Origin of the sequence: Gemmobacter sp. 24YEA27 (genome assembly GCF_030052995.1) — a bacterium.
Classification (GTDB): domain Bacteria; phylum Pseudomonadota; class Alphaproteobacteria; order Rhodobacterales; family Rhodobacteraceae; genus Pseudogemmobacter.
On sequence record NZ_JASJPW010000002.1, the window covers coordinates 369,263 to 389,793 of the forward strand.

General features: G+C 61.7%; 16 protein-coding genes. 6 read left to right on the forward strand and 10 right to left on the reverse strand.

The window, feature by feature from the left end; genetic code table 11:
• Positions 1 to 179 precede the first annotated feature (179 nt).
• Positions 180 to 3,170, reverse strand: a complete 2,991-nt coding sequence (locus tag QNO18_RS19330) for an efflux RND transporter permease subunit (protein WP_283179161.1) — start codon at positions 3,168 to 3,170, stop codon at positions 180 to 182.
• Between the two features lie 3 nt (positions 3,171 to 3,173).
• Positions 3,174 to 4,343: an efflux RND transporter periplasmic adaptor subunit gene (locus QNO18_RS19335; protein ID WP_283179162.1), complete on the reverse strand. Its 1,170-nt coding sequence runs from the start codon at positions 4,341 to 4,343 to the stop codon at positions 3,174 to 3,176.
• Between the two features lie 561 nt (positions 4,344 to 4,904).
• Between QNO18_RS19335 and QNO18_RS19340 the strand changes: the two genes are divergently transcribed.
• Positions 4,905 to 5,228: a hypothetical protein gene (locus QNO18_RS19340; RefSeq protein WP_283179163.1), complete on the forward strand. Its 324-nt coding sequence runs from the start codon at positions 4,905 to 4,907 to the stop codon at positions 5,226 to 5,228.
• 33 nt (positions 5,229 to 5,261) lie between these two features.
• Here the strand turns inward: QNO18_RS19340 and QNO18_RS19345 are convergent, their stop codons facing one another.
• A complete protein-coding gene (locus QNO18_RS19345; RefSeq protein ID WP_283179164.1) occupies positions 5,262 to 6,911 on the reverse strand; it encodes a hypothetical protein in 1,650 nt (549 codons plus the stop codon).
• Positions 6,912 to 7,094: 183 nt separating this feature from the next.
• Between QNO18_RS19345 and QNO18_RS19350 the strand changes: the two genes are divergently transcribed.
• The 5 genes from QNO18_RS19350 (at position 7,095) to QNO18_RS19370 (ending at position 13,267) form a co-directional block, all read left to right on the forward strand.
• Positions 7,095 to 9,629, forward strand: a complete 2,535-nt coding sequence (locus QNO18_RS19350) for a hypothetical protein (RefSeq protein WP_283179165.1) — start codon at positions 7,095 to 7,097, stop codon at positions 9,627 to 9,629.
• A gap of 731 nt (positions 9,630 to 10,360) precedes the next feature.
• Positions 10,361 to 10,519, forward strand: coding sequence for a hypothetical protein (locus QNO18_RS19355; protein WP_283179166.1), 159 nt, complete (start codon positions 10,361 to 10,363; stop codon positions 10,517 to 10,519).
• Positions 10,520 to 10,560: 41 nt separating this feature from the next.
• Positions 10,561 to 12,414 carry a hybrid sensor histidine kinase/response regulator gene (locus QNO18_RS19360; protein ID WP_283179167.1) on the forward strand — a complete coding sequence of 618 codons (1,854 nt, stop codon included), beginning with the start codon at positions 10,561 to 10,563 and terminating at the stop codon, positions 12,412 to 12,414.
• 212 nt (positions 12,415 to 12,626) lie between these two features.
• Positions 12,627 to 12,932, forward strand: coding sequence for a response regulator (locus QNO18_RS19365; protein WP_283179168.1), 306 nt, complete (start codon positions 12,627 to 12,629; stop codon positions 12,930 to 12,932).
• Positions 12,933 to 12,973: 41 nt separating this feature from the next.
• Positions 12,974 to 13,267, forward strand: coding sequence for a response regulator transcription factor (locus tag QNO18_RS19370; RefSeq protein ID WP_283179169.1), 294 nt, complete (start codon positions 12,974 to 12,976; stop codon positions 13,265 to 13,267).
• A 47-nt stretch (positions 13,268 to 13,314) separates the two neighbouring features.
• Here the strand turns inward: QNO18_RS19370 and QNO18_RS19375 are convergent, their stop codons facing one another.
• From QNO18_RS19375 to QNO18_RS19405, 7 genes are all read right to left on the reverse strand, one after another.
• On the reverse strand, positions 13,315 to 13,635 hold the full coding sequence (locus QNO18_RS19375) for a BamA/TamA family outer membrane protein (RefSeq protein ID WP_283179281.1): 321 nt from the start codon (positions 13,633 to 13,635) through the stop codon (positions 13,315 to 13,317).
• The gene (locus QNO18_RS19380; RefSeq protein ID WP_283179170.1) at positions 13,584 to 14,615 is read right to left on the reverse strand and encodes a hypothetical protein; all 1,032 of its coding nucleotides are present in this window, start codon (positions 14,613 to 14,615) and stop codon (positions 13,584 to 13,586) included. Before QNO18_RS19380 ends, QNO18_RS19375 begins: the two co-directional genes overlap by 52 nt.
• A gap of 139 nt (positions 14,616 to 14,754) precedes the next feature.
• Positions 14,755 to 15,210 (reverse strand): TadE/TadG family type IV pilus assembly protein, encoded by a 456-nt coding sequence (locus tag QNO18_RS19385; protein ID WP_283179171.1) that lies wholly within the window; start codon positions 15,208 to 15,210, stop codon positions 14,755 to 14,757.
• Positions 15,207 to 15,767: a hypothetical protein gene (locus QNO18_RS19390; protein ID WP_283179172.1), complete on the reverse strand. Its 561-nt coding sequence runs from the start codon at positions 15,765 to 15,767 to the stop codon at positions 15,207 to 15,209. Before QNO18_RS19390 ends, QNO18_RS19385 begins: the two co-directional genes overlap by 4 nt.
• A 9-nt stretch (positions 15,768 to 15,776) precedes the next feature.
• Positions 15,777 to 17,084: a type II and III secretion system protein family protein gene (locus QNO18_RS19395; RefSeq protein ID WP_283179173.1), complete on the reverse strand. Its 1,308-nt coding sequence runs from the start codon at positions 17,082 to 17,084 to the stop codon at positions 15,777 to 15,779.
• Positions 17,085 to 17,220: 136 nt separating this feature from the next.
• Positions 17,221 to 18,393, reverse strand: coding sequence for an HlyD family efflux transporter periplasmic adaptor subunit (locus tag QNO18_RS19400; RefSeq protein ID WP_092902998.1), 1,173 nt, complete (start codon positions 18,391 to 18,393; stop codon positions 17,221 to 17,223).
• The gene (locus QNO18_RS19405) at positions 18,390 to 20,519 is read right to left on the reverse strand and encodes a type I secretion system permease/ATPase (protein ID WP_283179174.1); all 2,130 of its coding nucleotides are present in this window, start codon (positions 20,517 to 20,519) and stop codon (positions 18,390 to 18,392) included. Before QNO18_RS19405 ends, QNO18_RS19400 begins: the two co-directional genes overlap by 4 nt.
• Between the last annotated feature and the right edge of the window lie 12 nt (positions 20,520 to 20,531).

A 20,531-nucleotide genomic window follows, 5' to 3' on the forward strand; every position in this document is an offset into this window, starting at 1 on the left:
GTCATGGGTTTTTGGGGCCGTTGCATCAATTGGCGGGCACTTCAAATGGCTTCCGGGCCGCGATCAGGCCACATGACTGTCAGGCGCGCGCGGCAGCCAGGGGCGGATCAGACGCTGGAAGCCATCGATATAGGTCAGCAGCACCGGCACCACGACCAGCGTGAGGATCGAAGACGAGATCAGCCCCCGATCACCGCATGGGCCATGGGCGCATTCTGCGAGGTGCCGCCATGCAGGTTCACCGCAAGCGGGATCATTCCGAAGATCATCGCAAGCGTGGTCATCACGATAGGCCGGAAGCGGGTAGCGCCTGCCTCTATCAGCGCCTCGCGCACTTCCATCCCGTCGCGGCGATGGTGATTGGCATTGTCGACGAGCAGGATTGCGTTCTTCACCACCAGCCCCATCAGCATGATGAACCCGATCACCGAGAATATGTTCAGCGTGCTGCCGCCGATCAGCAGACCCAGCATCACCCCCACCAGCGCCAGCGGCAGTGAGGACATGATGGCAATCGGCTGCAGGAAACTGCCGAATTGCGAGGCGAGCACGAGGTAGATGAAGATGATGGCGAGCAAAAGCGCCACCAGCGCCGAGACCGCCGATTCCATAATGCTTTCGGCATCGCCACCGGTGCCGATCCGGTAGCCCGGCGGCAGATCAAGCGCATCCTGCGCCGCCTGAATGCCGGTGGATGCAGTCAGAATGTCGATGCCATCAAGCCCCGCCGTGACACTGACCGAGCGGCTCCCATCCTCGCGGGTAATCTCGCCTGCGCTTTGCGAGGGTTCGACCGTTGCGATCTGGTCCAGGCGGACGATACCGCTGCCATCCGCTGTCGCGGTGATCGGCAGGCTGCTGAGGCTGGTGATATCCTCGCGATACTCGGATGGCAGCCGCACGACCACATCATAGCTGTCGCCATTCGGCGCGGTCCATTCCGAGACGGTCTCGCCCGCGATCATCGGCGACAGGGCCTGACCGACCTGCGACAGCGTGACACCCAGATCCGAGGCCGCCTCGCGATGGACCTGGATCCCCAGCGTGGGCTGCGGCTCATCAAGCGAGGTGCGCACATCGACAAGCCCCGGCACCTCTTCAAATTTTTCGGCCAGTTCATCCGCGAGACGTTTGAGAACATTCAGATCGGGGCCGAACAGCTTCACTTCGACCGGGGCGCTCACGCCGCCGCCCATGCCGCCACCCGCGCCGACCCGGAACCGCGCGCCAGGGATCTGTTCCAGCGCCGCGCGCATGGGCGCTGCCAGGGCCGTAGGATCACGCTCGCGCGTGGTGGGGGCCGAGAGGCGCGCGGTGATCGTTGCCTGGTTCTGCCCGGCTGCCCCGCTGGAGCCAACGGTTGCATAGGTGCCGATCACCTCGGGGAATTGCCGCAAAACCGAATCGACCTGGGCGATCTTGGCCTCGGTGCGCAAAAGCGGCGTGCCGATGGGCAGTTCCATCTCGACCTGCACCTCGGAATTGTCCGAAGGGGGCGCGAATTCCGCGCCGATAAAGGGAAACAGCATCAGCCCGCCGATAAAAGTCAGCCCCGCCACCGAAAGCGTGGTCTTGCGCCAGGAGAGCGCCCAGGCCAGCACGCCGCGATATCTCAAAATCAGCCCCTCGAACCAGATGTCGAAGCGGGCCACTGCACGGCCAATGGGGCCGCGTTTCGCGCCAGGCTCGGATGCCGGGTCATACCAGACCGCCGACATCATCGGATCGAGCGTGAAAGAGACGAACATCGAGATCATCACCGCGACCGAGACCGTCACCCCGAATTGCAGGAAGAAGCGGCCAAGAATACCCTCCATGAACGCCACTGGCAGGAAGACCGCGACGATCGAGAGCGTGGTCGCAAGCACCGCAAGGCCGATCTCGCTGGTGCCATCGAGCGCCGCCTGTTCGTGGCTTTTGCCCATATGCAGATGGCGCATGATGTTTTCGCGCACAACGATGGCGTCATCAATCAGGATGCCGATGGACAAAGACAGCGCCATCATCGTCATCATATTGAGGGTGAACCCCATGAAATAGACCGCCGCCATGGTGCCGATGATCGAAATCGGCAGCGTCAGCCCGGTGATCACGGTCGAACGCCAGGAATTCAGGAACAGGAACACGATCACCGTGGCAAGGATCGCGCCCTCGATCAGCATGCTCTGCACGGCGGCGAAGCTTTGTTCCACCGGCACCGCATTGTCGCGGATCAGGGCGATTTCGATCCCTTCATATGCCGGATCGGCCTGCATCGCGGCGATATCTTTGCGCACGGCCTCGGCCACGGCCACGGTGTTCGTGCCTTGCGTCTTCAGCACATCGATGGTGATCGCGCGGCGTCCGTCGATCATGGCAAGGCTCTCGGCCTCGGCCAGATCGGTGCCAACCATCGCCAGATCGCCAAGCCGGATCGGGAAACCGCCGCGCTGGCCGATGATCAGATCCTCGAACCCGGCAAGATCGGGGATCCGCCCTTCGACCTGGACCGACTGGCTGGTGGACGCATCGGTGACCGATCCCGCCGGCAGATCGACATTGGCATCGCGCAGAACTGAGGTCACCTGCACGGCGCCCACCGCCAGCGCGGTCTGGCGCAAAGGATCAAGGCGGATCTGCACTTCATTCGGGAGCCCGCCCACCACGGTCGCCTGGCCCACGCCCCTGATATTCGAGATGCGGGTTGAAATCTCATCTTCCGCAATCGTGGTCAGCGTGCCTGCACTCAGCGTCTGCGAGGAAAGGCCGATCGACAGGATCGGCATCTCGGACGGGTCAAAGCGCAGGATACGCGGGTCGGTCGCAGTGTCGGGCAGGCTCGCCGCGATCTGCGAGACGCGGTCGCGCACATCCTGGGCGGCACTGGCGCTGTCGACCTCCAGATCGAACATGATCAGCACCATCGCCGACCCGGTCTGCGCGGTCGAGGTGATGGTGTCGATCCCGGAAAGCGTCGAGACAGAGTCCTCGATCGGCTCGATAATGTCTTTTTCCACCGCCTCGGGGGTCGCCCCCGGATACGAGGTCACAACAGCCACGACCGGGAAGTCAACTTCCGGAAGTTCGTCAATCGGCAGGCGGCTGTAGGAAAAGATGCCAATCACACAGATCGCCACCATGATCATGGTGGCAAAGACAGGCTGGCGGACGGCGATGCGGGTCAGAAACATCGCTCAGCGCCCCACCAGCGAGACCGTTGCGCCGGCCTGCAACCGCTCCATATTCAAGGCCACGATCGTATCGCCGGGGCTGAGACCCGCAGATATCTCGACCACGCGCCCCCGGTTCCAGCTGCGGCCCACTTCAACCGCCTGGCGGCTCGCTTTGTCGCCGGTGATTTTCAGGACATAGTTGCCCGCCTCATCTTCGCGAAGCGCGTCAGCGGGAATGCCGATCCCGTCAGTCGCTTCTTCGAGCACCAGCGTGCCGGAGGCGAACATGCCACCTTTCAGCAGCCCATCGGCATTCTCGATCCGCGCGAAAACCGGCAGCACGCGCGTGCCTGAGACGGCGACAGGGGCGATCCGGTCGATGACGCCCTCGAAATGATGATCCGCAAGACCGTCAACCACCAGATCGACCCGCTGCCCGATGCGCAGCCGTGGCGCATGAACCGCTGGCACGCCGCCCTCCAGATCCAGCGCTGTCATGTCGACCAGCCCCAGAAGCTCGGTGCCAAGGGTGACATAGGTGCCGGGATCGACGGAACGCGCCGAGATCACACCCGAGAAAGGGGCCGTGATCTTTGCCTTGGAGAGGTCATCTTCCGCGGTCTCGACCTGACGCATCAGTGCGGTGTAATTCGCCTCGATCTGGCTGAGATTGGCCGCTTCGGTCTCAAGCGCAGAGGTCGAGGAAACACCCCGCCGCACCAGATCGGTGGTGCGTTGCAGCTGCGCCTCGGCCAGCACCAGCTGGGCGCGGGTCGCCTCGGCGGTGGCACGGCTTTGTTCGAGCCGGTTGCGCAGCGTTTCCACGTCAATCGTTGCCAGTTCAGCGCCTTCCGCAACCTGGTCGCCGACGCGGAACTTCACCGTGTCGATCCGCCCGGAGACTTCGGCCGGGATGGAAAGCGCACGTGCGGGGACCAGCGACCCGGTGACCTGCACCGTATCGCTGAGCGTACCGGTCCTCACATCATAAAGCTCGGAGGGCAGAAGCTGCATCACCAGAGCGGCAGGCGTCTCCGCTGACACTTCCTGCGCAGCTGTGACCTCGGCCGACGGGCGCAGAAAGAACAGGCCGGCGCCAGCAGCAATCACGAACGCCCCCAGCCAGATGTAGACCTTACCCCGGCGCGGCGATGCTGCTGCCCCCGACCCCGACCCGTCATTCAGCGCCATGCTGTGCCCGTTCCTCATCCGGTTGCAGGGCTTCCTGAACTGCGCCCCGCAAGAGATTTCTGATCCTGTTGCACGCTGTTAGCGCATAAACAGGGATTTGCATGTGCTTCTGCCCCGCCAGACCGGTGCCCCCGGCGGAAACCCGCACAAAGGCAGACCCGTAACCAACCTGAGCAACAGAGTTAAGCACTATAATGGTGCGCCCCTTTCCGGGTTACCAGAGAGACCCTCGCGCGCCTCATAGCGCAGGATTTCCGCCCCCAGGCAGCGGTCTTCGTCACTGCGGCCAGACTTCGCCCCCGAGAAACGCGAAGGCCTGTATGGGGCCACCCGGCCATGGCTTGGCCACTGCCACAGGGCAGCAGCGCAGATAGCACGCATCGCGGGCAGAAGGTTCAGCGCGAAGAACTGCGGCGAAGGCCTCTGTAGCCGAAGCCCTGGCGGCCGGACAGATCTGCACCAAAGATCACTTGACAAACTATAGTATATATTAATAATCTTTTGCTATTCTATGACAGGATCAGTTGCAGGGACACCCGGTCAATGGCGATTTTTCCTCTGATGTGGCTCGCGGGCGCGGTAATCGCTGCTATCTGTTTTCTGACCGGCTTCGATCAGGTTCTGCTGATTCAGGGGATCGTAACCTGTCTGTATCTGCTGACCCTCATTCGCTGGCGCCGCCGTAGCCGTACCAGGCGTATATCGGGCTCGCCCCCCCGGCCGCCGGAAGAGCACGACCTGACGGATCCGGAGAGCCAGGTTGAGTTTCACGAGACCTGCCGCAAGTTCGGCGGGGGCGCTCCGGATGATCTTCAGCCGAGGCTCCTGCGCAAGGCCATGCAGATGGAACAGCGCAAGCTTCGTCTCCAGGTCTCAACCCTCTGATCTGTAGAGGATTTAACCCGGGCGCCCCCGAGATCAGACCCCGCCTGACCAGTTGAAATCCGCGTCTCTTTCAAGTTTGAGCAGCGCCATCAGGCAATGCTGAACATTATCCACCCGGATTTCGTTGTTATAGGCCTCGGTGCGCAATCCTCCCATGACCGCCTCGGGCCGGCTGATGTAGAACCCGTCAACCCTCCTGTCGCGGAACTGGAGCTGCCGGATCGCGCGCAAGCCGCGCCGCAAGGCTGTGGCGTAACGCTCTGCGCGCGCAGCATCGCCGAGGCGCTGCGCCAGGCGCCAGGCGTCGGCAAGCCCTTCCATATAGACCCCGGTCGAGGAGGCATGTGGCGGCCCGAAATCCGGGCGGTCCGGATTGTAGAACCGCCCCTGAAAATCCGGATGCAGCCGACCGCCCCATTGCTGCATCTGCAAGATCCAGTCATTCCGACTGAACACGAACTCCGCCAGCTCCGATGCACCGAGATCTTCCCAGAGCATCACACAGGCCTGGCTGTGCCAGGGAACAAAGGCCGGGTTCGGATCCGCCAGATGCCAGTCGCGATAATAGCGGAAACTGGCCATACAGCGGCGGGCCAGATCCGGATCGCGGGTCTTACGGTGCAGCGTCGCCAGAAACAGCAGCGCCTCGCCCGGGTAGAAATTCTGATTGTCGTTGCGATCCGGCGGCTTCAGGAAGGTGCGAAAGGCGCCATCCTCCTGCCAGAGATGAAAAAGGCCGGCGCAAAGGGCGGCAAAGGGCACCTCATACCCCGCCGGCTCGATGAGGCCGGCCTCGCGAAACTCAAGGATCGCCAGTGCCGCCAGCGCCATGGCCCCGAGCTTTGCCTTGCCTTCGAAAATGATCATGCCGAGACCATCTTCTTCCGCGTAAAACCGGTCGAGGTTATAGGCCAGGCTGGCCTGCGCGCCGCTGGCATCCGCAGCCGATCCGCTGCGCATCGCAATCCGGCCGAGCGCCACGGTGGCCATGAACTGGCGTATTGTATTATCCGCTTTCGACTCGGCGCCCCGGCTCGGCCAGTATTTATAGGTCATCCGGCCATCGGGGTGCAGATTTTGCCGCATCCATCCGATCAGCCCGTCAATCGTCTGCTGCAACAGAGGCGCATCGACTTTTTCCGCCGGCTGAATATGCCCGCCGCGCCAAAGCCTGACACATCTGTCTTCGGGAATAAGCAGCAGGAACTGATCGGCGCTGAAACGGCGGATCCGGGCGGACTGCGCATAGGCCTCGGGCGTGATGCGTTTCAGTTTCGCAAGCCGTTCAATCTCGCGAAAAGGCGCGCGGTTTGTGGCAATCGCACGGGTTGGCGCGACCCGCGTCAGCTTGCCGCCTGACAGGATCTCCATGCCGACCAGCCCGCGCAGGCTGTTGGGAAATGACGTGGTCAAAGTCTCGGGCGTGACGGGTTGCCAGTCACGCGTCACGCAGATCTCCAGCGCATCCGGCTGCGGCATCCCGGGAAGATCGGACCGCGCCAGAGCGATGGCGGCCGCCAGATCCTCGGCCTCATACCAACCGGCTGCGATCTGACGTCCCGCGCAACGCCAGGCCAGCCAGACCGGCGCGCCTGGAACAAGGCCAAAGGTATCCCTGCCATGGAAACTGTCGAGGACCTGGAGGTCAGACACCGTCGCGCTGGCCTGCATCATTTCTGTCACGAGAACGGTCCCTGTATTCTGTGTCGTCGCATTCTGTGCCTTCTGCGTCAGAAGTCTTCCGACAAAATCCCGCCGGCTACAAATAAAATGAGCTGCCGCATGGGGGTGCGGCAGCTCAGTATCAGAAACGGGGGGTTGTTCCGCTCCTGAGGGTGCTCCCGGTTACGAGAGCAGGGCGCCTGCGTGGCTGTCATCTTCCAGGAGGGTGCTGCTACCCCCGAAGAGACCGCCCAGAAGGCCACCATTCCCACCCAGCAGGCCGCCGACAAGGCCGCCAACCAGACCATTATCTCCCAGCAAGCCGCCAACCAGGCCATCGTCGCCCAGCAGACCACCAACGAGGCCGTTGTCACCGAGGATCGGCTCCAGAAGGCCGCCGAGGAGATCACCGTCGCCACCGAGGAGACCGCCGACCAGGCCATTGTCACCAAGAACCGGCTCCAGAAGCCCGCCGAGGAGATCACCGTCGCCGCCGAGGAGACCGCCAATCAGGCCATTGTCACCAAGGACCGGCTCCAGAAGCCCGCCGAGGAGATCACCGTCGCCACCGAGGAGACCGCCAATCAGGCCATTGTCACCAAGGACCGGCTCCAGAAGACCACCGAGGAGATCACCTTCACCGCCGAGGAGACCGCCCAGCAGGCCATTGTCACCAAGGACCGGCTCCAGAAGCCCGCCGAGGAGATCACCTTCACCGCCGAGGAGACCGCCCAGCAGGCCATTGTCACCAAGGACCGGATCCAGAAGACCGCCGAGGAGATCACCTTCACCGCCGAGGAGACCGCCAAGCAGGCCATTGTCACCAAGGATCGGATCCAGGAGGCCACCCAGGAGATCGCCTTCGCCCCCGAGGAGACCGCCGACCAGGCCGTGGTCTCCAAGGATGCCGTCCAGGAGACCGCCGCTTGCGCCACCCAACAGCCCGCCGAGGAGGCCACCGCCGCCCAGAAGACCGCCAAGCAGGCCGTTATCTCCGAGCAGACCACCCAGCAGGCCGCCGTCACTGCCGAGCAGGCCACCGAGAAGACCGTCATCGCCGAGAACTGCGTCAAGGAGACCGCCACCCTCGCCACCGAGAAGACCGCCCAGCAGACCGCCACCTTCGCCGCCAAGGAGACCCCCCAGCAGGCCGCCTTCACCGCCCAGGAGACCACCAAGCAGGCCGTTCTCTCCGATGAGGCCGCCGAGCAGGCCACCATTGCCGCCAACGATACCGCCAAGCAGGCCACCCAGCAGACCGTCATCCCCCAACAGATCGCCCAGAAGGCCGTCGAGCAAGCCGGTCAGCAATCCGCCGCCGCCGCCTTCACCGCCCCCGAGGACACCTGCGAGCAGACCGTCGACCAGGGTCGAGACCGCACCAAGCACATCGCCGCTGGTCAGATCCGTGACTGCGCCGTCAAGGCCGCCGAGCAGGTTCTCAAGCAGATCCTGCACCCCTTCCAGGGCCTCGCCAACCAGGGCGCCTTCCTGCAACAGGGCCGCATCAACCGCGGTGAGGACCGCGCCGAGCGCTCCGGCAACGTCGAGGCTGTCCAAAGCACCCAGGGCTTCGGCAAGACCAGCTGCCAGAGCCGCAGCTGCCACCGCAGTGCCGCCTTCCAGATGCGGGATCAGGCCGCCGGCTTCGCCGCTTGCCGGATCACCGCCCAGGATACCTTCGACCAATGCGGCCAGAAGGTTGCCTGCACCGGCCAGAGGCGTGCCGCTTTCAAGCCCCTCAAGCAGAGCCGCCAGCCCGGCTTCGACGCTGGAGACCAGCTCACCCACCGCGTCTCCGGCAGTGTCGAGCAGGCCATTCTCACCACCCAGAACGGTTGCCACGGTGTCAAGCAGACCATTCACCGTCGCACTGACATCCGCATTGCCGAGATTGGTCAGAGCGTCGCTGATGCCGTTCAGCAGGGCTGGAGCGATTGTGCTGACGCCTTCGAGAACTTCGCCGAGAACGGAGTTGTGTTCGCCATCGCCATCGCCGTCGCCGTCGCCGTCGCCATCGCCGTCGCCATCGCCGTCGCCGTCGCCATCGCCGTCGCCATCGCCGTCGCCATCGCCGTCGCCATCGCCATCGCCGTCGCCATCGCCATCGCCGTCGCCGTCGCCATCGCCGTCGCCATCGCCATCGCCATCGCCGTCGCCATCGCCGTCGCCATCGCCGTCGCCGTCGCCGTCGCCATCGCCGTCGCCATCGCCATCGCCATCGCCGTCGCCATCGCCGTCGCCATCGCCGTCGCCGTCGCCGTCGCCATCGCCATCGCCATCGCCATCGCCATCGCCGTCGCCATCGCCATCGCCGTCGCCATCGCCGTCGCCGTCGCCATCGCCGTCGCCATCGCCGTCGCCATCGCCGTCGCCATCGCCATCGCCATCGCCATCGCCGTCGCCATCGCCGTCGCCATCGCCGTCGCCGTCGCCATCGCCGTCGCCATCGCCATCGCCATCGCCGTCGCCATCGCCGTCGCCATCGCCGTCGCCATCGCCGTCGCCATCGCCATCGCCGTCGCCATCGCCATCGCCGTCGCCATCGCCGTCGCCATCGCCATCGCCATCGCCGTCGCCATCGCCATCGCCGTCGCCATCGCCATCGCCGTCGCCGTCGCCATCGCCGTCGCCATCGCCGTCGCCATCGCCGTCGCCATCGCCGTCGCCATCGCCATCGCCGTCGCCGTCGCCATCGCCGTCGCCATCGCCAGGCGCGGCATCGCTGCTGCCCGATGAGGCGAGGATCCCGATGCCAGCCAGGCCGGCGGCACCAAGAGCAATCATTTCCTCATTGGTCATGGCCGTGCCGATGCCATCAACAGCTTCTTCGACGGTCTGCGAATTTCCATCAACACCGCTGAACGTGCCATCTTCATAGAGCAGGCGGCTCACTTCGCCATCCGGTCCTTTGACGAAGAAGTCAGTGATAATGATGCTTTTGCCGTCCACCAGCCGAACAACCAGGTTGTCGCCCTCGCGGACGAACTTCTGTACCTGGTCCTGCCGGGCGGTCACCCGGAAGTCAGTGGGCTTGTCGGCGTTGATGCGAATGGGTCCCATCGTTCTTCGTCCTAGATTGGTTTGTTACGTTTGTTGGATCAGGCGGCGCTTTCTGCGCCCGCTGTCTCATGGATGTGCCGCAGCCCACTTCCGACTAGTGCGGCCCCAGAACCGCAGCACATCCCGCCCCCTGGGCGATGAAGAGGGCGAGCAACCAGCCCCCGCCCAAAGCAAAAACAACCCCTGCCACAAGAATTTCCGTAAGCACTGCGAGAGCGAGTATAAAAATTATCATCTCATCACACCCTTGGTTGATTACGGCATCGTAGGGGTTAGCATGACGCTACGAAAGTATGTATGATTGATATTGGGTAGGTATGTCAATCAGGATGAGGGCAAGGACCCTGGCCGGGCAGCACCTGGTGCCATCGGAATGCCCCCGATTTCCCTGCTCTGGTGGACATCTCTTGAAAATCGCCCGCATCCAGGGGTTCCTGGTTGTGATTTGCCTGATAAAACAACCTCAGGAAGAACAGTGCTTCCCGAAAAAGGAAACAATTAACCCCTTGTCATTCGGTATTTTGCTGACACAAGCCGCCTGCAAGGGCCTGAGCGTTGAAGACTGAACCACGAAGAAACACATTCGGCAGATCTTAAGGAGTATGACGTGATTCCTCCCAAAGTGGCGCACCAGCCGGCACAGACCAAAGCGGATTGCGCCGGCAACATCCTGGATCTGCTTGCTGCGGTTATCGCGACCGACAGCCGCGCCACGGCAATATTTGCGGATAGTGGAGACCTCCTGCTTGCAAATGCTGTGGCCGGAGCCGCGAAAGTCGCGCAATGGCACAGGTTCGGCAGGTCGGCGGATTGGGCAGGCGCGCGCGATGAAGCGCAGGCACGCGGAAGCTGCAGCGTCAGCCCCGGCCATGAAGAGACTGCGGATCTGCACGTCATTCCGGCGGAAACCGGGCTCGCCCGCTATTATCTGATGCGCGTCACCAGTGGCGCCATGTCTGCCGAGGACCGCTCGCTTTCAGAACGCATCACCGATATGGCCCATGATCTGCGCGCCCCTTTGCAATCGCTGATCATTGCGGCGGATGGTCTTACAGACGCCAAAACGCAGGATGGCCGAGAGGCCGAGCTTGGCGCCCTCGCGCAGCTTGCCATTGATCAGGTCGCCAATCTGCTGGAAACGGTGCGGATGGACGGGGTATCGGCAGATACGGAACCGCGGGTCGATTTCGACCTGGTCGCCGTCGTGCGCGATACGGTCCGTTTGCTCGACCCGATCTGCCGGCGCAGCAATAACTTTATCCTGGCCGAGCTGCCCGAAGGTGAGGCCTGGCATAGCGGCGGACCGCATCTGTTGCGCGCGGTGTTGCAAAACCTGATCACAAACGCGAACCGTTTCAATATGAACGGCCCGATTACCGTAAGGCTGAAAATCGCGGCCACCGAAGGCAGCTTTGAAAGTCTTGTAACGCTGGAAGTCGAAGATGTCGGGCCGGGCTTTTCTGAGGCCGAGCGCAAGCTGGTGCTCAGCCCCGGCACCGCTGGACGGCCCCTCCAACCGGGCAGCAAAGACGGGTATGGGCTTGGGCTTGGCATTGTGTCCCGCGCGGTCAGCCGCCTGCGCGGCCGGATCGAGCTGGGACAGGGCAAAGAACGTGGCGCCCTTTTCCGCATCACCTTTCCGCTTACCGGCGCCAGGGCACGGGACGATCAGCGCGGGGATCAGAACACGGACCGTCCGGAATTTATCAGCCTTGCCGGGCTCAGGATCCTTGTCGTCGAGGACAATCCCGTAAATCTCGCAATCCTGTTGCGGACATTGACCGATGCCGGCGCGGAAGTCGAAGGCGTCGTCAACGGTATGGATGCGCTGCTGCGGGTCAGATCAAAGAAAGATCAGATCGATGTTGTTCTGCTGGACGTCACTTTGCCCGATATCGACGGGATCGAAGTCGCGCGCCAGATCCGCAGCGAGGAAAGTGCCGAAGAACATCTTCTTATCGTCGGGCTTACGGCACATGTCGGCTCGGTGATCCACGGATCCGGCCTCGCCGCGGGGATGGATCATATTCTTATCAAACCCGTTCGCCCGTCGGAATTACGCCTCGCTCTCAGGGATGCGAAAGAAGGGACACGGCCCCGCCAACAGGCCATCAACAGAATGCAGACGCCCGAAACCATGCTGAACAACGCACTTGTCCTTGAACTGACCGGAGAGATGGGACGCCCTGCAACGCTTGTCTTCATGCAACGCGCGCTTGAAGAGGCGCGCGAGGTCTTTGACCTCGCCCGCAGCCCGGAAATCCCCGACAATCTGCGGGCACGGATCCATTCAGCGATCGGGTCTGCCGGTCTTACCGGGCTGGCAGGGGTCGAATATGCACTCCGGCGCCTGCAGATCGACGCCCGCGTGGGGCTATGCGATGCCGCGACGCTGGATCTTGCGGAAGAGATGGCACATAGTACGGAAGTTCGGCTGCAGCAGTATGCGGCCGAAAGCTGACTGTAATCCCGATCATAAGTCTTAAGTTTTGTTCGACCGGCGAGGTCTCTGCCCAAAAGGAGAAGCTGTTGAACCGCTGGGCCGGATCCCTGCTTAAAGTCTTGACAATTCCATCTTCTGAGCATGTGATTTTTATGGACGTTTATCCAATCGTCGCAGTCGGCGGTATTCACCTGACAGGGCAACTCTGACAGGGCAACGAGAGAGACATGATGAGTGAAAACAATCCGGCACCTGCGCCGCTCAGCGTGCTCATCGCCGATGACCATACCCTGATCCTCGAAATCATCGGCCTCGTGCTGGAGAACAGCCCGGATATCAGGCTCAGCACCGCGATCTCAGTCGACGGCGCGATAGAACAACTGAAGAAAAACGGCGAATTCGACCTCATCCTGCTGGATCTCGACATGCCCGGGATGCATGGGGTCGAAACGCTGAAGCAGATTACCGCATTGAATGCGGGGAAGCCGGTCGGCATCATCACCGGGGCCCTACCCCGCGTGTTGTCGATGAGATGACCCGGAATGGGGCGGCCGGTCTGGTTCCGAAGACAACCTCGATGAAAAGCCTCACAAATGCCATTCGCTTCATGGCGGCAGGAGAGCGCTACTTCCCGCTTGAGCTGATCCAGGAGAACAAAGCCACACAGAAGGCTTTCGTCTCGCCCCTTTCAGACCGCGAGGTCTCGGTTCTCAACCTGCTAGCCGATGGCATGCCCAATCGGGAAATCGGCGAAAATCTGGGGCTGGCCGAAGCGACCGTCAAAATGCATGTGAAATCGATCTGCCGCAAGCTGGGCGTCACAAACCGGACCCAGGCGGTTATCCAGGCGCGCAATCTTAAACTGGCCTGAACGCATCCTGCCCGGCTGCGGCAGACCTGCTGCCGCAGCCGGATCTCTCAGAATGACGTGCTGAAACTGATACCGAAGCTCTGCCTGTCATCGCCATCCCGGTAATCGACCGGTTTGGCCACAAAGAGCGACACCGGTATATTGCCCAGATCGAGTGTCAGCGAAACGCCGACCGAGCTGCGGATATATTTCCCGTCATCGACTGTGCCGCCCAGCGTATCATCCAGCCCCCAGGCCGACCCGATATCCGCAAAGACGCCGACGCGCCCGGTGGTGCCGAGCAGCTGGTCGATCTCACGCTGCAACTCGACACTGGTCACATAGTAATTGTTGGCGCCGAGGAACCAGTCGCCGTCTTTCGGGCCGATGCCGCGCGGCGCGAAGCCCCTGAAATCGGCCCCACCGACAAAGAAACGGTCAACGCGCGTGTGTTATGACCATTCTGGCCGGAAACAATACCGCCGCGCAGACCGACGAGCAGCGATGTCTTCTCGGCCAGCGCAAAGCGCGCATCTGCCTCGATCCGGGTCTCATATGTCTTCTGATCGGTGCCAAGCCCCCAGAAATACTGGTCCAGTGACAGTGAAAGCCCGGTCACAAAGCCAGCCCCGCCATTTTTCGAGGGGTTGGACGAAAAGCTGACGCCAAGGCGGACATAGGGGGCGTCAATGACCCCCATCTCACGGCCAAAAAGCACGCTGGAGCCCGCGGCCACATCCGTCATATCGTCGCGGCGATAGCCGACCCCCAGTTCCGCCCTGCCGCCCGAGGCAAAGGGAAGTGCCAGATATGGCTCGACCAGCACCCGCTTTGCGGTGAAACCCTGATCGCTGTAGCTGGTCTTGCGTATCTCGGTATCAATCCCGAAATCCAGATCGCCAAAGGCATCCGCGCGATAAAGCGATGTGCGGAAAGACTGCACCTCTTCGGCGAACCGCAGATCAATTGAGCCAAAGGTGCCCGGAAAAAGGTTGTAACGCTCGAAGTAAAGGTTAAGCGTCGCGCCATCGCGGCTGTCATAAGCCAGACCGACCTCAACCCGGCCGGGGCGGTCATTCAGCTCGCTGACCTCGACCACAAGGGTCGCGCCCTCGCCCCGAACCTCAACGCTGCGAAACTGGCCGCTGCTCATCAGGCATTCCCGGACCGCGCTCATATCGGAGGAGTCATACTCGCCCGCTACGACCTCACAGGCAGCCGCAATATCATCAGCTGCAATGAATTCGGCACCCCGAACCTCGACCGCCGAATAGGGCCGTGCCTGAAGGCTGCCGACAAAAACGGATCCGGCAGCAGCCGCGATCAGAACAGCAGGCGCGGCACGGTGCAGGTTCAGGAAGACAGCCATCAGATATTCCCCTCAGTGGCAGCTGAAGATGAGATCGGGAATCGGCAGAGGGGATTCCCGCAATCCGACGTCTGATAAATCAATCATACGTTGCATGCACCCGATTCCTGCCGCGTTTCAGGTGCAAATTGTCAGATCGTCAGAGTTTGATGGCAGAAATACGGGTGATGATCCCCAGATCAACGCCAAAGGTCTGCCCCAGCGACTGCACAAAGCTTCCCGCGAAATTATACGTCACCTGCACGGTGACAAAGCCGTTCGCATCCGGAGCACCAGGGCAAGGCAGAACCGTCAGATCCGCCGGGTCAAGCAGCACCGATTGCCCGATCAGAACCCCCATCAGGATCTCGTCATCGGCCAGGGACTTGCAAACATCTGCGGGCGGCGTTGCGCGGCTCAGACGGCCAATGGATTGTCGCGCAAGTTCATGCGCCAGTTGCTGCACATCGCTTGCGGTCGCAATCAGAAAACTCACGAAGACAATAAGGAACAGAAAGGCGAGAAACAGCGGGAAAATGATCACAAATTCGATGGTAATCGCGCCATCTTCGCGCTTCGCCCAGGACCTGACAGCTCTGAAGAGATCCGGTTTCACGGTGCAAACCCTGCCTGCGGTGTTTTTGCCGGAGGCAAATATCTTGCCCCCTTATCCGGCATGAAAACATCTGCCGGATAGGCAATCATGGCGGCAAGATTTCTGGCGGAGGCGCATCCCGCCTCGCCCGTGCCGCCTTTACACGTCACATTTACCCCCGTCACCCGAACCACCCGGATGATCCCCTGCGGCTCTGATTGCGGCAATTCGCGCAGATCATCGTCCTGGATAAAGCGGACCCGCGCAGGATAGGCGGCAAAAATCTGGCTGAGCGTCTTACGCCGGCCTGCATCGCGTTCAGGCAGGCGGTTTTTGGGCACAGAGACCACCAGAGTATCCTGGCTGGTCAGACCCAGCTTATCCAGGAAGCTGCGGATCCGCTTCTGCTCGGCCGCACCGATATCGGTCGAGCAGGACAGGAAGGAATAGGGCAGAACGGCCTCATGCGTCTGCGCAGAAAGGCGCTCGGTCGGGCCTTGCGGCAATGGGGCGCCACAGGCTGCCAGAAGCCCTGCTGTCAGCAAGGGCACGAAAATGCGGGTGACTCTGATCTGCACTGTCGGTTCCTATTGCAGCATGAACCCACCCCGGCGGACCTTTGACTGGCCCTTTTCGCCGGGACGGATCGTTTTGCTCATTTGTCCGGTCACAAGCTGCTCAATGGCGCCACTTGCGGGCTTCACCTCATCGACCGGCGTGCGCAGGTTGTTCGGGCTGGTGGGCTTCACCAGATAGGGGGTCACGATGATGACCAGTTCGGTTTCGCCCTTCTTAAAGCTTGAGGATCTGAACAGCGCGCCGAGGATCGGAAGATTGACGAGACCGGGGATACCGCTCAGCGATTGTGCGGTATCCGCCTGGAACATGCCTGCAATGGCAAAGCTCTGACCGCTGCCGAGTTCCACCGTGGTTGTCGCGCTGCGCTCGGACAAGGCGCGCCCGTCCGGTGTGGAATTGGCCTCATCAACTGCGCGCACCCGGGTGTTGATCTGCAGCTGGATCTGGTTCTGATCAAATACGGTCGGGGTGAATTCAAGCTCTACACCGATGGATTCGAAGGTCGTCGAAATCTTTCCGTCCGCGTCAGTGTTCCTGTAGGGGATCCGTCCCCCGGCCAGAAAGGTCGCCGCCTCGCCGGAACGGGCCGTCAGGTTCGGCTCGGACAGGATGGTGACCAGCCCGTTGCGCGCGAGGGCGTCCAGCACCAGGTTGATATTGCGGTTGCCTGCACCGACATTGATGTCGACGCCTCCGGAGCGCGAAGAAACACGCGGCTGCCCGACATCACGCGCAGCGGTCAGGCTGAGGCCAAGATCCTCGCTGATGGTGCGGGAGACTTCGGCGATCCGGACCTGGAGATTGACCTGCGACGCCGCTTCAACTTCGAGCCGGTTGACGATGATTGCACCATCGCCAAGCAACGCCGCCACCACATCGGCGGCGGTTTCGGCATCATCGATGCTGCGCACGCGGCCGCTGAGAAACACCGCACCTTCGACCGTTTTCACCGAGACCGAGCCACCGCTGATCGCACTTTGCGCGGCCGAGGCAAGCCGGGCGGAATCGATGCCGACAGAAATGGTGGTGCTGAGAATCTGTTCGTCATTCTCTCCCAGGACGAACAGATTTGACTCACCGATATTGCGGCCAACGATGTAGAGATAGCGGGCCGATTGCAGATCGATCTCGGCAACGTCTGGATTGGAAAGAAAAACTGCGGTCGCAGGCTCTTCGAGCTTGATGAATTTCGCCTCGGAGACATTCAGGGAAAGCCCCCCGCGCCCGGCGCTCCAGACTTCCTGGGCAAAGCTCGGCGCCACTGCGGCAACGGTCAGAAAAAACGACATCACGGCCGAGAGCCCCATGCCTGCCATTAATCTTTCTCCCCCGCAGTCGCGTTATTACGCCGTTGTCTGTCACATCGTATCGGCTACTGCGCGATACGCGAATACCATAACGCGATATCCAGCGGGATTACAAATACCACTGGTTGTATTACCTACAATTTAATCAACGCAGCTGAGCGCGCAAAATCGGCCGCGTCAGATAGCTCAGCACCGAACGCCGACCGGATTCAATGTCGACCTGCGCCACCATGCCGGGGCGGATCGGCAGTTCCTCACCATTTCGTTCAAGATAGCTTTTCTCGGTGGTGACCATCACCCGGTAATAGGCCTGAACACCGTTTGCCGTTTGTTCATCGACCGTATCACCACTGATCTGCGAGACCGTCCCTCTGAGATCCCCATAGGTCGAGAAATCATAGGCGGTGATCTTGACGCTGGCAGGCATTCCGGGTGCGATAAAGGCCACGTCCCGCGGAGAAACCTTTGTCTCGATCATCAGCTGATCGTCGATGGGGGTCACCTCCATGATGGATTCCCCGGGCTGCACAACACCGCCCAGCGTGGTGATATTGACATTATTGACGCGCCCCGAAACCGGCGATCTGATCTCGGTCCGGTCAAGCTGGTCCTGTTTCTGGATCATCTGCTGTTCCAGCACCACAAGCCGCCCCTTTTTCGCAACCAGATCGCGATAGGCTTCCTGCACATAGTTGTTGCGCAACTCGCTGATCCGCCCCTGCAGCTCCGCCTCCTGCTGCTGAAGCCGCAGCAGATCGACTTTGCTCACAGATCCCTGTTTCGCCAGCGGCTCGGTGATGTCGATCTGACCGATGATCGCGGCGCGCTCGGCCTCGGCCGCGCCGATAGATTCATTCAGCTTGGTGCGGCGGGCCTGAAACAGCCGCAGCTCATTGGCCCGGGCTTCACCATCCGCATCACCGCTGAATTCAATCTTGTCGCTTTCCATCACCTCGGCTTCGAGACGGGCGATTTCGGCGCGCAGCGTATCGATCTCGGCAGTGGTTTCCAGAAAGGCCGAGCGAAACCGTGTCGCATCGATCTTTGCGATGGCCTGCCCTTCCCGGACGATGTCACCTTCATGCACCAGCAATTCCGACAGAATGCCGCCTTCGAGGCTCTGGATCGTCTGCATCCGGCGCAGAGGAACCACGGTTCCGTCGCCACGGGTGATTTCATTGATCTGCGCAAAAGCGGACCAGATCACCGCGATCAGCAGCGATGCCGAAACAATCCAGACCGTATGGCGGGCCGTTACCATGGATTTACGACGGAAACTTCCGTCGAGATAATCCGGCTGTAAATCTGTCTGTGTCATTTGACAGCCTTCACCTGCTGGGTCGAAGAGGCGCGTGCAAGATCCATGATCTTGCCAAGCGCATCATCATGCGCGATTGCGCCGTCTTTCAGAACAACCGCGCGCTCTGTCAGAGCCAGCAGTTCGCGCTTATGCGTTGCGATGATCGCGGTGCGGCCTGCCAGCCAGGTTTTCAGGAATTGCACGACATGCTGTTCGGTCATGTGATCAAAGGCGGCCGTGGGTTCGTCCAGGATCACCACCCTCGGATCCTGCAAAATGATCCGGGCAAGGCCGATGGCCTGACGCTGCCCGCCCGAGACATTGGCATTGCTGTAAAGCGCCATATCGAGACCGCGGACATGGCGCCGGACATGGCGTCCCAGCCCAACGGCATCCAGCGCCTCGAACAGCTCGTCATCACTGTGAAGTCCGTGATCAAGCTGGAGATTTTCGCGCAAGGTGCCCTGAAAGAGGGCCGCGCTTTGCGGCAGATAGCCGATCTGGCGACGGCGGTCGATCGGATCAATCTGGGCCAGTGACAGGTTATCAAGCAGAACCGAGCCCGATGCCGGATCTGTCAGCCCGGCGATCAGCCGCAGGAAGGTCGATTTGCCTGCCCCGTTGCCTCCCAGAAGCGCGATATGTTCGCCCGCTCTGATGGTGAGGCTTTTGATGTTCAGAACCTCGCCGCTTTCCTTGTCATGGGCATAGGTGGCATCCGTCACCTGATAGCTGCCGCCAATCTGCTGGGCGCGCAGATAATGGCGGTCCGCCGGGCGTTCGACCGGCATTTCCATAATCTTGTCCAGGTTGTCCATCGCGGCCCGAACCTGCTGCCAGCGGGTCAGAAGCCCGGCCACCTGGCCGAGCGGCGCCAGCGTCCGGCTGGTCAGAAGCGTGCAGGCGATCAGACTGCCGGTCGTCATATTACCGGCCGAGATCTGATAAACCCCGACCACCACGACCAACCCGTAGCAAAGCTGCTGCGTGGAAGCCGCAATCTGCATCAGGAACGTGGTCTGCTCGCGGGCCTTAACGCCGGTTTCGGCCATGGTCGCCGTCAGCTGCACATAGGCACGATGCAGCCGCCCCTCGGCACGCGCCGCCTTCACCGTTTCCAGATTAGAAACCGCCTCCAGCAGAAGGCCGTTCAGGGCAGCGCTTTCCCGGGTATTCTGGCGGGAAAGCGTTGCCAGCTTGCGCTGCATCAGAAGCCCCGGCCCAACCATCAGCACGCCCCCGAACAATACGACAAAGGCAACCGGGCCACCGATATAGGCGATGATGCCGATAAAGATCAGCACGAAGGGAATGTCACAGATCGCCGACGCTGTGCCCGAGGTGAAAAACTCGCGTACAGTCGAGAAATCCCGCACCTGGTTGGCAAAGACCCCGGTCGAACGCGGCTGGTGCGACAGGCGAAGATTTGCGACCTGTTCAAACAGCCGTGCCGAGAGCGTCAGATCGAGATCACGCCCCGACAGGTCGATCAGCCGCGAGCGCATCATCCGCAGGACAAATTCCAGCAGAATGGCAAGACCGACACCGCTGGCCAGGATCCACAACGTATCGAACACCTGGTTCGGCACGACACGGTCATAGACCTGCATCGAGAACATCGCGGTCGTGACCGCCAGGAGCGAGGCCACAAAGCTCGCAAGGAAAACATCCCGGTAGATGGACATGTTTCCAAGCACCGCACCGATGATCCAGTGCCGCCTGTCGGGATCGGTCTCACCAAGCCGCTGCGAGACCACATCAACCGGTTTAGAAGCAAGGAAACGACCGCCATAGGCCTCTTCCAGTTCGGCCCGGCTTTTATGCACGCGGCCGCCACCCGTCTCCGGCAGCACGAGAACAGCGCTGGTCTCATCCAGCTGTTCGAGCAGCGCGACTTCATTATCCTTGCCAAAGACAAGAACCGGCAGCGCTTCTGGCGGGATCGAGGAAAGCGGGCCGGTGGCAATCCGGCAGCTCAGATTCACGCGGCGCAGCGCCCGCGCACTTGCGGTGATGCTGAGGCCGCCATGCGCCTCTCGCGGCAGGCCATCGCTCAGTCTTTCGACCGAGGCCGCAATACCATGTGCCCGACAAAGCTCTATCAGGCCGAGAACGAGCGCGTCCCTGTTGTCGCTGGCAGCCATAATGTCCCGCCT

Excerpts from the sequence above, each read along its gene's own strand:
- QNO18_RS19335 (WP_283179162.1), bottom strand. The coding sequence starts at position 4,343 with ATGGCGCTGAATGACGGGTCGGGGTCGGGGGCAGCAGCATCGCCGCGC.
- QNO18_RS19340 (WP_283179163.1), top strand. The coding sequence starts at position 4,905 with ATGTGGCTCGCGGGCGCGGTAATCGCTGCTATCTGTTTTCTGACCGGC.
- QNO18_RS19405 (WP_283179174.1), bottom strand. The coding sequence starts at position 20,519 with ATGGCTGCCAGCGACAACAGGGACGCGCTCGTTCTCGGCCTGATAGAG.
- QNO18_RS19330 (WP_283179161.1), bottom strand. The coding sequence starts at position 3,170 with ATGTTTCTGACCCGCATCGCCGTCCGCCAGCCTGTCTTTGCCACCATG.
- QNO18_RS19400 (WP_092902998.1), bottom strand. The coding sequence starts at position 18,393 with ATGACACAGACAGATTTACAGCCGGATTATCTCGACGGAAGTTTCCGT.
- QNO18_RS19365 (WP_283179168.1), top strand. The coding sequence starts at position 12,627 with ATGAGTGAAAACAATCCGGCACCTGCGCCGCTCAGCGTGCTCATCGCC.
- QNO18_RS19370 (WP_283179169.1), top strand. The coding sequence starts at position 12,974 with ATGAAAAGCCTCACAAATGCCATTCGCTTCATGGCGGCAGGAGAGCGC.
- QNO18_RS19395 (WP_283179173.1), bottom strand. The coding sequence starts at position 17,084 with ATGGCAGGCATGGGGCTCTCGGCCGTGATGTCGTTTTTTCTGACCGTT.
- QNO18_RS19380 (WP_283179170.1), bottom strand. The coding sequence starts at position 14,615 with ATGGCTGTCTTCCTGAACCTGCACCGTGCCGCGCCTGCTGTTCTGATC.